We start from the raw sequence: 16,623 nt of genomic DNA, 5'->3' as shown, positions 1-16,623 counted from the left end.
CAAGGATCGACCATGGCTTCCAGCCTGACGAAGGAGCCGGTGGACCCGTCCACCGATAAGACCTTCTTCGGCCACCCCCGTGGCCTGGCCACTCTGTTCATGACCGAGATGTGGGAGCGTTTCTCCTACTACGGCATGCGCGCCCTTCTCGTGTACTACCTGGTCTCGGGTGGCGCCGACGCGGCAACGGGAAGCCAGGGTGGCGGCCTGGCGATGACCGCGGCCACCACCACGGCCATCTACTCCGTCTACGTCTCCATGGTCTACCTCATGGCCATGCCGGGCGGCTGGTTCGGTGACCGCGTCTGGGGTGCCCGCAAGACGGTCGCCATCGCCGGTTTCGTGATCATGGCTGGTCACCTCTCGCTGGCGGTGCCGGGCCAGGCGATGTTCTTCGTCGGTCTGGTCCTGGTCGCGGTCGGCTCGGGTCTGCTGAAGGCCAACATCTCCACGATGGTCGGCCACCTCTACGAGGGTCCCGAGGACAAGCGCCGTGACGGTGGCTTCACCCTCTTCTACATCGGCATCAACCTCGGTGCCTTCATCGCCCCGTTCGCCGTCGGCACGCTGGGCAAGGAATACAACTGGCACCTGGGCTTCGCCCTCGCCGCGGTCGGCATGGGCCTGGGTCTGACCCAGTTCCTGCTCGGCACCAAGCACCTCAGCCCGAAGAGCAGCCTGGTCCCGAACCCGCTGTCGGCCGAGGAGCGCAAGGTCGTCCTCACCAAGGTCGCCGTCGTGGTCCTGGGCATCGCCGTCTTCTACGGCGCGGTGATCGCCCTCGGTGCCTACACGCTGAACTGGGCGCTGGTCCCGCTGACGCTGGCCGGTCTGATCATCCCGATCGCGGTGCTGACGCGCATCAAGCGCGACAAGGACCTGTCGTCGGCCGAACAGTCGAAGATGTCGGCCTACATCTGGTTCTTCGTGGCCGCCGCGGTCTTCTGGATGATCTACGACCAGGGTGGCTCCACGCTCTCCCTGTTCGCCGATGACAAGACCGCCAGCAGCATGTTCGGCTTCGGCTTCTCGGCCACCTGGTACCAGTCGCTGAACCCGCTCTTCGTGATGGCGCTGGCTCCGGTCTTCGCCTGGCTGTGGCTGTGGCTGGCGCGCAAGAACCAGGAACCGAACACCATCGTGAAGTTCTCGATGGGTCTGGTCCTGATCGGTGCCTCGTTCTTCGTCTTCATCGTCCCGATGAACATGGCGGGCGACGGCACGAAGGTCTCCCCGATGTGGCTGGTCTCGATCTACATGATCCAGACCATCGGTGAGCTGTGCCTCTCCCCGGTCGGCCTCTCGGTCACCACGAAGATGGCGCCGCAGAAGTACGCCTCCCAGATGATGGGTGTCTGGTTCCTCGCCGTCACCGCCGGTGACTGCACCACCAGCCTCCTGTCCATCGCCGGGGTGGACCTGAACGGCCTGAGCATCATCGCCCTCCAGGCGGCCGCCGCCGTCCTGGCCGGCATCGCGGTCCACTCGTACCGCAAGAAGGTCCAGGCACTGATGGGCACCGTGCACTGACGCACGCCCCCCACGCGCACGGAACGGCCCGGCACACCGGAAGGTGTGCCGGGCCGTTCGCCGTTCTTGGCCTACGAGCCTCCTCGTGGCGCTCCTTCGCGCCGCTGCCCCGGGTGGCTGCCTCGGGCCGCTACCTCGTGCCGCGCAGGCGGCGCCACGGGGTGAAGGTGAAGACCGCGCCGCCGAGCAGCACCACGGTCCCGGCGACCAGCGCCAGGGCCTTGATGCCGCCGTCGTCGGAGGAGCCGGTCTGGGCCAGGCCGCCCGCGGCCGCGGCCGCGCCGCCGTTGGCCGAACCCGAGGTGCCGGAGCCACCCGGCTGGGCCGCGGTGTCCAGCTCCAGCGAGACACCGCTGCTGGTCGCCTTGCAGGGCACGTTGATGGGCGTCGCGCCGGGGGCCATCGTCACGTCGATGGTCAGCTGGTCGGGGCTGAGCGTCACCTTGCCGGTCTTGCCGGGGGTGTAGGTGCCGGTCATGTCGCTCAGGCTGACCGGGGCCTTGTCCGGGATCGGCTCGGCGTTGGCCGGGCCCGCGACCTTGACCGTCCCGCTGTCGGCGCCGCCGAGCTTGATGTTCATCGAGGGCTTGAGGGCCCCGGCGGGCAGGGCCATGGGGCTGGCCATGGCGCCCTTGGCCGTCTTGACGGTGAGGTCGTAGGCGCCGCCGTTCTTCTTGGCGCTGATGGTGACCGGGGTCTTGATGCCGCCGGGGACCACCGCGCCGCAGTCGTAGGCGACCTCGATGGGCTTGCCCGGGAAGTCGGTCTGGCCGCCGCTGCCGCCCGTGGTGGCGCCGCCGCCCGTGGTGGCGCCGCCGGTCGTGGTCGCGCCGCCGGTGGTCGTGGCGCCCCCGGTGGTCGTACCGCCCGTGGTGGTCGCGCCGCCGGTGGTCGTCGTACCGCCCGTCGTCGTACCGCCCGTGGTGCCGCCACCGCCGACCTTGATCGTCGCCCCGGTCTTCACCGTCTCCTTGGGCGAGCACTTGGTCTCGGTCGTCATGATCTGGTTGACGTTGATCGTGTACTTGTCGGGCGTGAGCGTGATGTCGCCCGCCTTCTCTATCGTGAGCTTGCCCTTCATCTCCGGCAGCACCATCGCGCCGCCCTTGGGGATGGGCGGGTTCTGGCGCGGGCCCTGCATCGCGACGGCGCCGCTCTGCGCCCCGCCCACGGTGAGGTTCCCGCTGGGCTGGACGACGTCCTTGTTCAGGTCCAGCAGGTCCGGGTTCTTCGAGGCCGCCTTCACCGTCTTCCAGGTGATGTCGACGGTGTCGCCGACCTTGGCCGTCGCGGGCGCCGTGATCTCCACGGTCGTCTCGCCCTGGATGGGCGGGAGATTGGCGATCGCGGGCGGGATGCACTCGGTCTTGAAGGTGACCTCGGCGGCCTGGGCGGGGGTCGCCGCCAGCAGGATCCCCGCTCCGCCGAGCATCAGCGCGACCCCGGCCGCGCTCATCCTCCGTTGGGTCTTCACGACTGTCCCTTCGTTGTCGGATGGTCTTCTGACGGTGCGGATGTCTGTGCGGGTGGTGCTGCCCCCGGCGCGGCCGTGCCGTCCGGGGTGAACCACGGCAGTACGGCCGTGGTGGTCTCGGGTGGTTCGGCCGCCCGCGGCCGGAGCGGGCCGCCGCCCGGGCGGCGTACGGCGGGGCGGCGTACGGCCGGGATCCGCGGCAGCCGCGCGGTGACGGCGTTCGCCGGGTCCCGGTCCGCCTCGGCTCCGGCGGTCGCGGCGCCGCGGTGGCGCCCGGCGGTACCGGGCACGCGCGGGCGGACCCGGTCGACGACGGCCATGCCGATCCGGAAGATCCCGGCGGGGATCACCACGCAGAGCAGGACCCAGAACAGCAGGACGCCGTACGGCCGGTCCACCCCCCAGGGCTGGGTGGCCAGGACCTTCTCGCCGTACTTGAGGGAGAGCGCGTAGTCGCCGTAGTCGCCCGCGCCCAGCGAGACGTCGATCGCGACCCGCGCCTTCTGGCCGGGCGCGATCGTGCCCTTCCACTGGTGCTCCTCCCAGGTCGGCGCGAACACCCCGTGGGCGGTGCCGATCTGGAAGACGGGGTCGGTGACCGGGGCCGAGCCGAGGTTGCCGACGGTGACGACGAAGGTCCGTGCGGGCGGAGCGCCGAACCAGGTCAGTACGCCGTCGTCGCCCTCCAGCCGCACCCCGGTGAGGACGGCGAGGCGGCCCGTGCCGGACTCGGCGGGCAGTTCCGCCACCGGGTGGTCGGTGATCTTGACGGGGAGGGCCACATTGGACTGGTCCCCGTTGACGGAGGCCACGTCGACCACACAGGGACAGGGCTTGGGCGGTCCCACCACCGGCAACTGGGCGGCGAAACGGCCCGACGCGTCGACGGAGACGGCGGTGCCGTCGGCGTTGGCGCAGCTGTTGGTGCCGCCGATCATGTTCTGGCCGCAGACCAGCACCATCACCAGGGTCTTGGGCCGCCAGCCGGTACCGGTGACGGTGACCTCGGTGCCCTTGGCGACCTCCTGGAGGGAGAGCGCGGCGACGGGCTTGCCGTCGTCCCGCGCCGCCGACCAGGCCGGTACGGGCGCCAGGGCCAGCAGCACGAGTACGGCTCCCAGCGCGGCGGCGGCGAGCCCGAGCAGCCCGGCGGGCAGCCGCCCGCGCCGGGCCCGGGCGGACGCGGGGTGCGGATCGTAGTGCGCGCTCACCTGGACGCTCCCGTCAACTCGTCTTCCGTCGGGGCTGGTTCGGCCGCTCCGGTGGGCTCCGCCCGGTCGGTGGGCGACGGTGCGCGGGAGGCCCGCCGGGCCCGTACGCGCGGCCGGGCCACCAGGGCGGCGGCGCCGAGGCCGAGCAGCCCGGCGCCCGCCCAGCCGGCGGGGCCCCACGGGACGAGCCGCGCGGAGGCGGTGGCCGTCGCGTGCGCGCCGCCGGGGGCGGTGACCGTGAGGGTGAGGCCGACGTCGTCGGCGTCCGGGGCGCCGGGCCAGGGTTCGTTCAGCTCGACGCGCTGACCGGGCAGCAGTTCCACCGGCAGGGGGTGCTTCGCCGGGACGGGCAGCGCACCGAACAGGCCCTCGGCGCCCACCGACAGGTCGGGCGCGAGGGCCACGTTGCCCCGGTTGACCAGGGTGTAGTGGATGACGGCGGCCCGGCCCCGGCCGCTGACCGAGGCACGCTCGACGGTGAGGGCGGCCAGCATGGGACCGCTGACCCGCAAGTGGACCCGTACGCCCGCCTCGTGACCGGATTCGGTGGCGACGACGGCGACGGGGTGGTCGCCGGGAACCGCGGCGGGCGGCACGGTGACGGTGAAGGGGACCACGGCGCGGGTGTGCGGCGGGACCTTCACCGTGGCGCCCGCGCCGAAGCTGATCCAGGACCCGGCCGCGGTGGACTCCGCGGCCGGGCGGACCGCGAGGGCGCCGCCGTCCGCGTTGTAGGCGTCGGCCCCGCGCAGGGTCACGGTGTGCTCCCGGTCGGTGGGGTTGGCCAGGGCCAGCCGGTCCTCCAGCACGGTGCCGGGGATCCCTTCCAGGTAGAAGTACGGGCGGGCGCCACCGGGGCGGACGCCCGCTCCGGTGGCGGGTTCGGCGGTCCAGCCGGGGTCCGCCGCCCGCGCCGCGGCGGCGCGGGGCGGGGCCGCGGCGAGCAGGACCGCGCCGAGGAGGGCCCCGAACAGCGCGGCCGCGCGCGGGCCGCAGGGCGGGCGGTGGCCCCGGGGCGGGCGGTGGCCCCGGGGGGTGTGGTCACGGTCACGGAGCACGGGCATCGCCGGGGCCGCTCCGTTCAGGACCGGGCCCGCTGGCCGCGCCGGGTCAGCCAGAGCACTCCGGCGGCCCCGGAGAGCAGCACGGTCGCGCCCAGGGTGCCGAGGGCGATCGCGGAGTCGGCGGGACCGGTCTGCGGCAGGGTGTCGCCGCCGGTGGAACCGCCCGTGGCGGGGGCCTTGGGGGCGCCCGCGGCGGCGGCCACGTCCATCTCCAGGGCCGGCTTGGGGCTGTTGCCGGTCTCGCAGGTGGTCGTGGTGCCCATCGCCTTGATGGTCAGGACGCCCGCGGTGAAGGTGACCTTGCCGCTCTTCTTCGGGGTGTAGGTGCCCGAGAGGTCGGAGATCTTGATCGGGGTGTTGGCGGGGGCCGCCGCGGCGTTGGGCGGCCCCGAGACGGGCACGCTGGCCGTCTCGGCCCCGGCGACCACGATGACGGCGCTGGGCACCATGGCGCCCGGGCCGAGTTCGATGGGGCTGGAGGAGACGCCCTTTTGGAAGGACATCGTGAGTTTGTAGCCGTCGCCCTCCTTGACGGCCTTGATGTCGATGGGCGAGACCGCCGATTTGGGACCGATCGGGGTCTGGCAGTCGTACTTGACGTCGACCACATCGGCCTGCGCGGCCGGGGCGGCCAGCAGGACCGCCGATCCGGCCAGCGCGGTGGCGAGCGCGAGCGCGGTGGAGCGTTTCCGGTGGGACACCTTCGTCTTCCCCTCGACCGTGGAACCACAAGTTACTGACGGCACATCAGATTGGTGGCTCAAAGTACGCCGGGGGGCGTACGGAGGGAAGAGACAAGGGCCCCCCGGTATCAGGAGGCCCGGACACCCCGCTGCCACACGGCCGAAACGAGGGGAACACCGGGCCGGTAGGCCAGGTGGACGTGGCTCGGGGCGTCCAGGACGGCCAGATCGGCGCGCGCGCCGGGCGTGAGCGTGCCGATGTCGGTGCGCCGCAGGGCGCGGGCACCGCCCGCGGTGGCGGACCACAGGGCCTCGTCGGGGGTCATGCCCATGTCCCGGACGGCGAGGGCGATGCAGAAGGGCATCGAACTCGTGTAGGAGGAACCGGGGTTGCAGTCGGTGGAGAGCGCGACCGTGGCGCCCGCGTTCAACAGCCGCCGGGCGTCGGGCCACTGGGCACGGGTGGAGAACTCGGCGCCCGGCAGCAGGGTCGCGACCGTGGTCGCGGCGGCCTGGCCGAGCGCGTCCACGTCGGCGTCCGTGAGGTGGGTGCAGTGGTCGGCGGAGGCCGCCTCCAGCTCCACGGCGAGCTGGACGCCGGGACCGTGGGAGAGCTGGTTGGCGTGGACGCGCGGGATCAGCCCGGCGGCGGCGCCCGCCGTGAGGACGGCGCGGGCCTGGTCCCCGTCGAAGGCGCCCTTCTCGCAGAAGACGTCCACCCAGCGGGCGTACGGGGCGCAGGCGGCCAGCATCTCGCCGGTGACCAGGGACACGTAGGCGGCCGGGTCATCCGCGTAGTCCGGGGAGACGATGTGCGCGCCGAGGTAGGTGACCTCCTCGGTGTGCGCGGCGGCGATGCGCAGGGCGCGGGCCTCGTCCTCGACGGTGAGGCCGTAGCCGGACTTGGTCTCGAAGGTGGTGGTGCCCTGACGGCGGGCCTCGTCGAGGTGGCGCACCAGGTTCGCCTCCAGCTCGGCGTCGGAGGCGGCGCGGGTGGCGGCGACGGTGGTGCGGATGCCTCCGGCGGAGTAGCCGCGGCCGGACATCCGGGCGTTGAACTCGGCGGTGCGGTCGCCCGCGAAGACCAGGTGCGAGTGGGAGTCGACGAAGCCGGGGATCACGGCGCGGCCGGTCGCGTCGAACGCGGTGTCGGCGGCGGGGGCGTCGGCGGCGGGGCCGACCCAGGCGACCTTGTCGTCCTCGATGACGACGGCGGCGTTCTCGATCAGGCCGAGGGGGGTGCCGTCGCCCTGTGCGGGGTCGTTGGTGACGAGGCTGCCGATGTGGGTGATGACGGTGGTGGTCACGGGTTCCTCTCGGAGAGCACGGGGCGGAGCCGCGGTGTGATTAGGCGCGCAGGGCCGCGATGGACTCGGCCAGGGCGGACGGGACGTCCCCGACCAAGGCGTGGGCACCGTCGCGGACGATGTGGCGACCGCCCACCACCGTATGGCGGACGTCGGCGGCGGAGGCCGCGAACACGGCCGTCTCGGCGCCGAGCCGCGGCAGCGTCCCCGCCGTCCGTACGGAGTCCAGCGCGACCGTGGTGAAGTCCGCGAGCGCGCCCCGCTCCAGCCGGCCCGCCTCGCTCCAGCCGAGGGCGGCGTGGCCGTCCCCGGTGGCGGCGGTCAGCAGCGCGTTCGCCGTCCAGTGGCCCCGGGTCCGGCTGCGCAGGCGCTCGTTCAGCTCCATCGCGCGGGCCTCTTCGAGCAGGTCGATGACGGCGTGGCTGTCGCTGCCCAGGGACAGCGGGCTGCCCGCGTGCTGGAGCCGGGTGGCCGGGCCGATGCCGTCGGCGAGGTCGCGTTCGGTGGTGGGGCACATGCAGGTGCCGGTGGAGGTGCCGCCGAGGAGGGCGATGTCCCCGTCGGTGAGGTGCGTGTTGTGGACCCCGGTGGTGCGCGGGCCCAGGACGCCGTGGTCGGCGAGCAGCTGGGTGGGCGTGCGCCCGTGCGCCGCCCGGCAGGCGTCGTTCTCGGCGGTCTGCTCGGAGAGGTGCACGTGCAGCGGGGCCCGGCGCTCGGCGGCCCAGGCGGCGACGGTGGCCAGCTGGTCGGCGGGAACGGCGCGCACGGAGTGCACCGCCGCTCCGATCAGGGCGTGTTCGCGGGGCTTGAGGGCGGCGGCCCGTTCGGCCCAGGCGTCGGCGGCGCCGTCGGAGAAGCGCAGCTGGTGCGGTTCGGGAGCCTTGCCGAAGCCGGAGGAGAGGTAGGCCGTGTCGAGCAGGGTGATGCGGATGCCCGCCGCGGCGGCGGCCTCGATGAGGGCCTCTCCCATGGCGTTGGGGTCCGCGTAGGGCGTGCCGCCGGGCGCGTGGTGGACGTAGTGGAACTCCCCCACGGCGGTGATCCCGGCCAGCGCCATCTCCGCGTACACGGCGCGGGCGAGGGCGAAGTAGGAGTCGGGGGTGAGGTTCTGGGCGACCTTGTACATGAAGTCGCGCCAGGTCCAGAAGGTGCCGCTGCCGACCTGGACGGTGCCGCGCAGGGCCCGGTGGAAGGCGTGGCTGTGCGCGTTGGCGAGGCCCGGCAGGGTCAGGCCGCGCAGTACTTCGGCGCCGGGGGGCGGGGCGGGCACCTCGGTGCGCAGGGCGGCGATCCGGCCGTCCCGGACGTCCAGGGCGACGCCCGGCTCGACGTGGGTGCCGAGCCAGGCGTGTTCCAGCCAGTACGTCGTCTGCTGCGCGGTCAGCACGTGCCCCTTCAACTGCATGCGAGGCCTTCCAGGACGTCGGCGAGGGCGAGGACTCCGGCGACGCAGTCGTCCTCGGCGGCGTACTCGGCCGGGGAGTGGGAGACGCCGGTGGGATTGCGTACGAACAGCATCGCGGTCGGGACCGATCCGGAGAGGATTCCGGCGTCGTGTCCCGCACCCGTACCGAGGACGGGGAGGGCCCCGCCCAGGATCCGGTTCAGCTCGTCACGCAGGGCGTGCTCGAACTCGATGACCGGGGTGAAGGACTCCCGGACCACGCTCAGGTCGATGCCCTCGATGTCGGCGCGCTCCCGGGCGGCCTTCTCGATGGCCGTGACCACGGTGTCGAGAGCGGCCTGGTCGGGGGCGCGGGAGTCGAGCCAGCCGCGGACCAGCGAGGGGATGGCGTTGACCCCGTTGGGCTCGACCGCGATCTTGCCGAAGGTGGCGACGGCCCCGGCGAGGGCGGCCTCGGTGCGGGCGGCCAGTACGGTCGCCGCGTAGGTGAGCATCGGGTCGCGCCGGTCCACCAGGCGGGTGGTGCCCGCGTGGTTGGCCTCGCCGCGGAAGTCGAAGCGCCAGCGGCCGTGCGGCCAGATCGCGGAGGCGAGGCCGACCCGGTCGCCGGACAGGTCCAGGGCGCGGCCCTGCTCGACGTGGAGTTCGACGAAGGCGCCGATCCGGGCGAGGCGTTCGGGGTCGGCCCCGATGGTCTCGGGGTCGTATCCGGCGTTCTCCATGGCGCGGGGCAGGCTGATGCCGTCCGCGTCGCGGAGTGCGTACGCCTTCTCCTTGGTCAGCTGTCCGGCGGTGAGCCGGGAGCCGACGCAGGCCAGCCCGAAGCGGGCGCCCTCCTCGTCACCGAAGTTGGTGATGGCCAGCGGCCTGGTGAACTCCGCTCCCCGGGCCCGGAGTTCGTCCAGGGCCGCGAAGGAGGACACCACCCCGAGGGGGCCGTCGAAGGCCCCGCCGTCGGGTACGGAGTCCAGGTGGGAGCCGGTGACGACGGCGTCCCCCGCGAGGGGGTCGCCGAGCCAGGCCCACTGGTTGCCGTTGCGGTCGGTCTCGTACGCCAGGCCGCGGGCCTGCGCCTGCTCCTGGAACCAGGTCCGGCAGTCGGCGTCGGCACCGGTCCAGGCGTAGCGGCGGTAGCCGCCGCTCCCCTGGTCCCGGCCGACGGGCGCCAGCTCGTTCCACAGGGTGTGGAAGGAGGCGGCGCCCGCGGCCCGGGCGGCGGGCGCCCCGGGAGCCGGTGCCCCCGGAGCCTGCGCCTCGGGAGCCTGGCTCACGCGGAGCCCTCCCGCATGGGGATGCGGACGTCGCGCTCCTCGGCGACCGTCTCGGCGATGTCGTAGCCCGCGTCGACGTGGCGGATGACGCCCATGCCGGGGTCGTTGGTGAGCACGCGGCGGATCTTCTCGCCCGCGAGCTTGGTGCCGTCGGCGACCGTGACCTGGCCCGCGTGGATGGAGCGGCCCATGCCGACGCCGCCGCCGTGGTGGATGGAGACCCAGGATGCGCCGGAGGCGACGTTGACCATGGCGTTGAGCAGCGGCCAGTCGGCGATCGCGTCGGAGCCGTCGAGCATCGCCTCGGTCTCGCGGTACGGGGAGGCCACCGAGCCGCAGTCGAGGTGGTCGCGGCCGATGACCAGCGGGGCGGCGAGGGTGCCGTCGGCGACCATCTCGTTGAAGCGCTCGCCCGCCTTGTCGCGCTCGCCGTAGCCGAGCCAGCAGATGCGCGCGGGCAGGCCCTGGAAGTGGACGCGCTCGCCCGCCATCTTGATCCAGCGGTGCAGGGACTCGTTCTCCGGGAAGAGGTCGAGCATCGCCTTGTCGGTCTTGTGGATGTCCGAGGCCTCGCCGGACAGGGCCGCCCAGCGGAAGGGGCCCTTGCCCTCGCAGAAGAGCGGGCGGATGTAGGCGGGGACGAAGCCGGGGAAGGCGAAGGCGCGGTCGTAACCGGCCAGCTGGGCCTCGCCGCGGATGGAGTTGCCGTAGTCGAAGACCTCGGAGCCCGCGTCCATGAAGCCGACCATGGCCTCGACGTGCTTGGCCATGGACTCGCGGGCGCGGGTGGTGAAGCCCGCCGGGTCCTTGGCGGCGTAGGCGGCCATGTCGTCGAAGTCGACGCCGGTCGGCAGGTAGGCGAGCGGGTCGTGCGCGGAGGTCTGGTCCGTCACGATGTCGATCGGCGCGCCTTCCGCGAGCATCTGCGGGAGGAGGTCGGCGGCGTTGCCGAGCAGGCCGATGGAGAGCGGCTTGCGGGCGTCGCGCGCCTCGACGGCGAGCGCGAGGGCGTGCTGGAGGCTGTCGGCCTTGACGTCGAGGAAGCGGTGCTCGATGCGGCGGTCGATGGCCCGCGGGTCGACGTCGATGCAGATCGCGACGCCGTCGTTCATAGTCACGGCGAGCGGCTGGGCGCCGCCCATGCCGCCGAGCCCGGCGGTCAGGGTGATCGTCCCGGCCAGGGTGCCCCCGAACTTCTTCGCGGCGACGGCGGCGAAGGTCTCGTAGGTGCCCTGGAGGATGCCCTGGGTGCCGATGTAGATCCAGGAACCGGCGGTCATCTGCCCGTACATGGTCAGGCCGAGGTTCTCCAGGCGCCGGAACTCCTCCCAGTTGGCCCAGTCGCCGACCAGGTTGGAGTTGGCGAGCAGAACGCGCGGGGCCCACTCGTGGGTCTGCATCACGCCGACCGGGCGGCCGGACTGGACCAGCATGGTCTCGTCCTGCTTGAGGGTCTGGAGCGTGCGGACCATGGCGTCGTACGAGCGCCAGTCGCGGGCCGCCTTGCCGGTGCCGCCGTAGACGACGAGCTTGTCGGGGTGTTCGGCGACCTCGGGGTCGAGGTTGTTCTGCAGCATCCGCAGCGCGGCCTCCTGCTGCCATCCCAGGGTGCTGAGTCCGGTGCCTCGCGCGGCCCGTACGGGGCGGGGTCCTGACATGGCGGTGCCTCCTCCGATGTTGGTCAATCCATTCACATACTTGCGCGCTGAATAGGTTCAGTCAACAGCTGCGGGCGAGTCGTGGTGATGGTTGGCTGACGAACATGACGGCGGACAGGACGACGGGCGGTACCGCGCGGGGCCCGGCGGGCGGTACGGCGCGGGATCCAGCGGGCGGTACGGCGCGGGGCCCGGCGGGCGGTACGGCGGCGGTGGTGGCCGCCGAGGCGGCCGCGGAAGGCGCCCGTACCCGCCGCGACCAGGCCGTACGGGCCGCGGTCGAGCAGGGGCTGGTGGGACCGGGCGAGGCGGACGAGCCCCTGGTCTGCCTGCTGGACACCGCCGGGATCCGGGCCTCCGCCGCCGCCCTGACCAGCGCCTTCGCGCACGCCCTGCCCCCGGGGACCCCGGTGCTGCACGCCTTCGCCGTCAAGGCCTGCCCACTGGTCCCGGTGCTGCGGCTGCTCGCGGACGCGGGCCTCGGCTGCGAGGTGGCCAGCCCCGGGGAACTGGCCCTGGGCCGGGCCGCCGGAGTCGGCCCCGGCCGGACCGTGCTGGACTCCCCCGCCAAGACCACCGCCGAGCTGCGCGAGGCGCTGGCCCACGGCGTCGCCCTCAACGCCGACAACCCCCAGGAGCTGGCCCGCCTCGACGCCCTGATCGCCGCGGCCCCGGGCCCGGCCCGCTCCCCGGTGGGCCTGCGGGTGAACCCGCAGACCGGCGCGGGCTCCATCGAGGCCCTCTCCACCGCCACCGCCACCTCGAAGTTCGGGTTCGCGCTGCGCGACGAGGGAGCGCGCGCGTGGCTGGTGCGCGCCTGCGTCGAGCGCCCCTGGATCACCCGCCTGCACACCCACTCCGGCTCGCAGGGCGTCCCCCTGCCGCTGATCGCGGACGGGGTGCGCGCGGTGCACGCGCTGGCCGAGGAGATCAACGCGGCGGCCGGGCGGCGGCAGATCGACACCCTCGACATCGGCGGCGGCCTGCCGGTGAACTTCGCCTCCGACGCCGAGGTCCCGACGTACGCCGAGTACGCGGCCGCCCTGCGCGCCGCCGTCCCGGCCCTCTTCGACGGCTCCTACGGCCTGGTCACCGAGTTCGGCCGGTCGCTGCTGGCCAAGCACGGGCTGGTGGTGGCCCGGGTCGAGTACACGAAGAGCGCCGGCTCCCGCCCCATCGCGCTGACCCACGCGGGGGTCCAGCTGGCCACCCGTACCGTCTACGCGCCCGCCGCCTGGCCGGTACGGATCCTCGCCTACGACGGCCGCGGCGTCCCCAAGCGCGGGGCGCCCGTGGCCCAGGACGTCGCGGGGCCCGCCTGCTTCGCGGGCGACCTGCTGGCCGTGGCGCGGCCGCTGCCGCCGCTCGGTCCCGGGGACCTGATCGCCGTACCGGACACGGGCGCGTACTTCTTCACGGCCCACTACGGCTACAACAGCCTGCCCCGCCCCGCCGTCCACGGCTTCGCGGTGCGCGGCGGCACGGTCCGCTTCGCCCTGGCCCGCCCCGCGCAGACGCTCGCGTCGATCGCCGAGGAGGCGGGCGCGGGCCACCGGGACGCCCTGCTGTGAGCCGCCGTCCGGCCGCTCGGCCCGCTCGGCCTACTCGACGAAGAGGGAACGGGCGGCCGCCTTGGCGTCGAAGGCCTCCAGACGGGCCTGCGCGTCCGGCAGCGCGTCCGCCATCGCCTCCAGCAGCACCCGCCCCAGCAGCATCGGCGCACACGCCGTGTCGAAGGCCAGCCCGGTGCCGACCGGCGCCGGGATCAGCAGGTCCGAGTGGCGGGCCACCGGCGCGAAGGCCGAGTCGGCGACGGTGACGACGGTCAGCCCCGCCGTACGGGCGTACTCCAGGGCCGCCACCACCTCGCGCGGATGCCGGGGCAGCGCGAAGCAGAGCAGCGCCGAGGCCCCGGAGGCGACGGCCGCGTCGATCCGGTCGGCCAGCATCGAACCGCCCTCGTCGAGGAGCCGCACGTCGGGGTGGAGCTTCATCGCGAAGTACGCGAAGCCGCGGGCCTGCGAGGACGCGGCCCGCAGCCCGAGCACGGGCAGCGGGGCCGAACCGGCGAGCAGCCGGCCCGCCTCCTGCACCGGCGCCGGGTCGGCGAGCATCGCCGAGAGGCGGCGCAGGTTCTCGATCTCGCCCTGGACCGCCTGCTGGTACTCGTTGTACGCGTCCTCGTGCGGGCCGCCCGACCGGTCGGCGGGTGCCACCTCGCGCAGGTGTCGGCGCAGCGCGGGATAGCCGTCGAAGCCGAGCGCCACCGCGAAGCGGGTCACCGAGGGCTGGCTGACCCCCGCCAGTTCGGCCAGCTCGACGCTGGACAGGAACGGCACCTCGGCCGCCCCGCGCACCATGCAGTGCGCGATCCGGCGCTGGGTCGGTGTCAGCCTGTGCCCCTCGAACAGCTTCTGCAGCCGTGCGGCCGGACTGTCGCTCATCCCGCCCCCCTCCGTCCCGTGGACCCCTGGATTATTCAGCCTGCAAGCACTTTGCATGCAGTTATGCAGCACAGCAAGCCTGGTCCGCCGGCCGGAACGGGATACGGGGGCTAGCCCCAGTGCCCGGGGCGGTCGGCCTTCCTAGCCTGGTGGGCATGGAACCCCACACCCACCTGCACGCCCAAGAGCTGAAGAAGGATCTCGACGCCACCTTGAGGGCCCGCGGGGAGCTGGGGCCCGAGTACGAGTCGGCGCTCGTGGATTCCTTCGTCGAGAAGGTCGACACGCAGGTCAGGCGGCGCCTGGCCGAACAACGCCTGGCGGAGGCCCGCGGGCCGGGGGCGGTGCCGGGCGCCGGTAGTTTCGGAGAACGGTTCGGCTTCGCCATCGTGACGCTGGTGCTGGCGATCCCGTTGTCGGCCGTCGCGGTGGTCAACGCGGGCCTGACAGGCCTCCTGATCTCCTGGGCCGGCATCCTCGGCGTCACCTTCGCCCACACCAGACCCCGCCCCACGACCCCCTGACCAAAACCCCCGCGGCGCCATCAGCCCCGCCGAGACACGAAGCCCCGCCGGGGCGAATCAGCCCCGCCGGCGTTTTGAGGCGCCGCCGGAGGCGACACGCGTCCGCGGGCGACGGAACCCTGAGGCCACCCGGCCGCCGCCCCGCGCTTCGCCTCCGGCGGCGCATCGAACGCCGGGCAGGCTGGTCTCGCACCGGCAGGGGAGACGCGCGCCCACGGGGCAGGGGCGACAGGCAGGCGGACAGGCGGCCAGGCGGACCGGCGGACAGCCCGACAAGCCGACAAGCCGACAGGCAGACGTCGTCACCGCACGCCCAGGTCCAGCGCCCCCCGCGAGGGGACGGATTTGGCGGGGACCGCCGCACCCCCGGTTACCCGGGGGGGCGGGACGACGGCGGCCCCCGCGAAGGACACGGCCGGGTCAGGGCCGTCCGCGTCCGTGACGCCCCGCGGTCCGGGAGCCGCTCCGGAGTCGCGCAACGCCGCTCGTGGCGCCGGTGGAACCGGTCCGGGTTCCGCTCCCGGTTCCTTCCGACGACCACCACTGTGCCGGAGCAGTGTTAAGCCGGTGCTGCCGCCACATGTCGGGCCCGTACCGGTTCCGCGAAGAGCGACCGGCCGACTACTTCGCGCCCCGCGCGAGGAACGCCAGCAGGTCCTGACGGCTCACCACACCGGTCGGCTTGCCCTCGACGAGGACGATCGCCGCGTCCGCCGTACCGAGCACCGCCATCAGCTCGGAGACCGGCTCGCCGGACCCGACCTGCGGCAGCGGCGCGCTCATGTGCTTCTCCAGCGGGTCGCTCAGCGAGGCCCGCTGCGCGAACAGCGCCGACAGCAGCTCCTTCTCCACCACCGACCCGATGACCTCTGCGGCCATCACGTCCGGGTGACCGGCGCCCGGCTTGACGATCGGCATCTGCGAGACGCCGTACTCGCGCAGCACCTCGATCGCCTCGCCGACGGTCTCCTCCGGGTGCATGTGGACGAGGGACGGAATGCCGCCCTCCTTGTCCGCGAGCACCTGGCCGATGCGGGCGGCCGTACCCGCCTCCTCAAGGAAGCCGTGCCCGGCCATCCACTCGTCACTGAAGATCTTGCTGAGGTAGCCGCGCCCGCTGTCCGGAAGCAGTACGACGACCACGTCGTCCGGCCCGAGACCCTCGGCGGCCTTGAGCGCGGCCACCACGGCCATCCCGCAGGAGCCGCCGACGAGCAGGCCCTCCTCCTTGGCGAGGCGGCGGGTCATCTGGAAGGAGTCCTTGTCGGACACCGCGATGATCTCGTCCGTCACGTTGCGGTCGTAGGCGCTCGGCCAGAAGTCCTCGCCGACGCCCTCGACGAGGTACGGGCGGCCCGAGCCGCCGGAGTACACGGAGCCCTCGGGGTCGGCGCCGATGACCTTGACGCTGCCCCCGGACACCTCCTTGAGGTACCCGCCGGTGCCGGAGATCGTGCCGCCGGTGCCGACGCCCGCGACGAAGTGGGTGATCTTCCCGTCCGTCTGCTCCCACAGCTCGGGGCCGGTGGTCTCGTAGTGCGAGCGCGGGTTGTTCGGGTTGCTGTACTGGTCGGGCTTCCAGGCGCCGGGCTCTCGCGCGAGGCGGTCGGACACGTTGTAGTACGAGTCCGGGTGGTCCGGGTCGACGGCGGTCGGGCAGACCACGACCTCGGCGCCGTACGCGCGCATCACGTTGATCTTGTCCATCGACACCTTGTCAGGACAGACGAAGACGCACTTGTAGCCCTTCTGCTGGGCCACGATGGCGAGTCCTACACCGGTGTTGCCGCTGGTCGGCTCCACGATGGTGCCACCGGGCTTGAGCGCTCCGCTCTGCTCGGCCGCCTCGATCATGCGCACGGCGATGCGGTCCTTCACGGATCCGCCCGGATTGAAGTACTCGACCTTGGCCAGGACGGTGGCCTGGATGCCCTCGGTCACGCGGTTGAGCTTCACCAGCGGGGTGTTGCCGATGAGGCTGATCATCGAGTCGTGGAATTGCACCATGTTCTCCAAGGAGGGGACTCCACGGGTTCTCCGGGAGGTGCCGCC

General features: G+C 73.2%; 13 protein-coding genes. 3 read left to right on the top strand and 10 right to left on the bottom strand.

Features of this window, described 5'->3' with window-relative positions:
* Nucleotides 1–12: 12 nt before the first annotated feature.
* Complete coding sequence (locus tag QMF80_RS07365) at nucleotides 13–1,530, top strand: peptide MFS transporter (RefSeq protein WP_283450652.1); 1,518 nt, start codon at nucleotides 13–15, stop codon at nucleotides 1,528–1,530.
* 130 nt (nucleotides 1,531–1,660) lie between these two features.
* Here QMF80_RS07365 and QMF80_RS07360 read toward each other — a convergent pair whose 3' ends face one another.
* From QMF80_RS07360 to hutU, 8 genes are all read right to left on the bottom strand, one after another.
* A complete protein-coding gene (locus tag QMF80_RS07360) occupies nucleotides 1,661–2,986 on the bottom strand; it encodes a hypothetical protein (protein WP_283450808.1) in 1,326 nt (441 codons plus the stop codon).
* 14 nt (nucleotides 2,987–3,000) lie between these two features.
* Nucleotides 3,001–4,215 carry a neocarzinostatin apoprotein domain-containing protein gene (locus tag QMF80_RS07355; protein ID WP_283450650.1) on the bottom strand — a complete coding sequence of 405 codons (1,215 nt, stop codon included), beginning with the start codon at nucleotides 4,213–4,215 and terminating at the stop codon, nucleotides 3,001–3,003.
* Complete coding sequence (locus tag QMF80_RS07350; RefSeq protein WP_283450648.1) at nucleotides 4,212–5,279, bottom strand: COG1470 family protein; 1,068 nt, start codon at nucleotides 5,277–5,279, stop codon at nucleotides 4,212–4,214. The genes QMF80_RS07355 and QMF80_RS07350 overlap by 4 nt, the downstream gene beginning before the upstream one ends.
* A 17-nt stretch (nucleotides 5,280–5,296) precedes the next feature.
* On the bottom strand, nucleotides 5,297–5,980 hold the full coding sequence (locus QMF80_RS07345) for an LPXTG cell wall anchor domain-containing protein (RefSeq protein ID WP_283450646.1): 684 nt from the start codon (nucleotides 5,978–5,980) through the stop codon (nucleotides 5,297–5,299).
* 110 nt (nucleotides 5,981–6,090) lie between these two features.
* Complete coding sequence (hutI, locus tag QMF80_RS07340; RefSeq protein ID WP_283450644.1) at nucleotides 6,091–7,269, bottom strand: imidazolonepropionase; 1,179 nt, start codon at nucleotides 7,267–7,269, stop codon at nucleotides 6,091–6,093.
* Between the two features lie 40 nt (nucleotides 7,270–7,309).
* Nucleotides 7,310–8,674, bottom strand: coding sequence for a formimidoylglutamate deiminase (locus QMF80_RS07335; protein ID WP_283450642.1), 1,365 nt, complete (start codon nucleotides 8,672–8,674; stop codon nucleotides 7,310–7,312).
* Nucleotides 8,665–9,945 (bottom strand): allantoate amidohydrolase, encoded by a 1,281-nt coding sequence (locus tag QMF80_RS07330; protein ID WP_502962789.1) that lies wholly within the window; start codon nucleotides 9,943–9,945, stop codon nucleotides 8,665–8,667. Before QMF80_RS07330 ends, QMF80_RS07335 begins: the two co-directional genes overlap by 10 nt.
* Entirely contained in the window at nucleotides 9,942–11,603 is a 1,662-nt protein-coding gene (gene hutU / locus QMF80_RS07325; protein WP_283450640.1) for a urocanate hydratase, read from the bottom strand. The genes QMF80_RS07330 and hutU overlap by 4 nt, the downstream gene beginning before the upstream one ends.
* Before the next feature lie 104 nt (nucleotides 11,604–11,707).
* Between hutU and QMF80_RS07320 the strand changes: the two genes are divergently transcribed.
* Complete coding sequence (locus QMF80_RS07320; protein WP_283450638.1) at nucleotides 11,708–13,174, top strand: type III PLP-dependent enzyme domain-containing protein; 1,467 nt, start codon at nucleotides 11,708–11,710, stop codon at nucleotides 13,172–13,174.
* A 30-nt stretch (nucleotides 13,175–13,204) separates the two neighbouring features.
* Here QMF80_RS07320 and QMF80_RS07315 read toward each other — a convergent pair whose 3' ends face one another.
* Nucleotides 13,205–14,047: a MurR/RpiR family transcriptional regulator gene (locus QMF80_RS07315; RefSeq protein WP_283450637.1), complete on the bottom strand. Its 843-nt coding sequence runs from the start codon at nucleotides 14,045–14,047 to the stop codon at nucleotides 13,205–13,207.
* Between the two features lie 155 nt (nucleotides 14,048–14,202).
* Between QMF80_RS07315 and QMF80_RS07310 the strand changes: the two genes are divergently transcribed.
* Nucleotides 14,203–14,571, top strand: a complete 369-nt coding sequence (locus tag QMF80_RS07310) for a hypothetical protein (protein ID WP_283450635.1) — start codon at nucleotides 14,203–14,205, stop codon at nucleotides 14,569–14,571.
* A 621-nt stretch (nucleotides 14,572–15,192) separates the two neighbouring features.
* Here QMF80_RS07310 and QMF80_RS07305 read toward each other — a convergent pair.
* Entirely contained in the window at nucleotides 15,193–16,575 is a 1,383-nt protein-coding gene (locus QMF80_RS07305) for a cystathionine beta-synthase (RefSeq protein ID WP_283450805.1), read from the bottom strand.
* Between the last annotated feature and the right edge of the window lie 48 nt (nucleotides 16,576–16,623).

Source organism: Streptomyces sp. G-G2, from assembly GCF_030063135.1.
GTDB lineage: Bacteria > Actinomycetota > Actinomycetes > Streptomycetales > Streptomycetaceae > Streptomyces.
The sequence above is the reverse complement of the archived record's forward strand: the minus strand, read 5'-3'. Positions and strand labels throughout refer to the sequence as shown.

Excerpts from the sequence above, each read along its gene's own strand:
- hutU (WP_283450640.1), bottom strand. The coding sequence starts at position 11,603 with ATGTCAGGACCCCGCCCCGTACGGGCCGCGCGAGGCACCGGACTCAGC.
- QMF80_RS07365 (WP_283450652.1), top strand. The coding sequence starts at position 13 with ATGGCTTCCAGCCTGACGAAGGAGCCGGTGGACCCGTCCACCGATAAG.
- QMF80_RS07320 (WP_283450638.1), top strand. The coding sequence starts at position 11,708 with ATGACGGCGGACAGGACGACGGGCGGTACCGCGCGGGGCCCGGCGGGC.
- QMF80_RS07350 (WP_283450648.1), bottom strand. The coding sequence starts at position 5,279 with ATGCCCGTGCTCCGTGACCGTGACCACACCCCCCGGGGCCACCGCCCG.
- QMF80_RS07315 (WP_283450637.1), bottom strand. The coding sequence starts at position 14,047 with ATGAGCGACAGTCCGGCCGCACGGCTGCAGAAGCTGTTCGAGGGGCAC.
- QMF80_RS07335 (WP_283450642.1), bottom strand. The coding sequence starts at position 8,674 with ATGCAGTTGAAGGGGCACGTGCTGACCGCGCAGCAGACGACGTACTGG.
- QMF80_RS07310 (WP_283450635.1), top strand. The coding sequence starts at position 14,203 with ATGGAACCCCACACCCACCTGCACGCCCAAGAGCTGAAGAAGGATCTC.
- QMF80_RS07360 (WP_283450808.1), bottom strand. The coding sequence starts at position 2,986 with ATGAGCGCGGCCGGGGTCGCGCTGATGCTCGGCGGAGCGGGGATCCTG.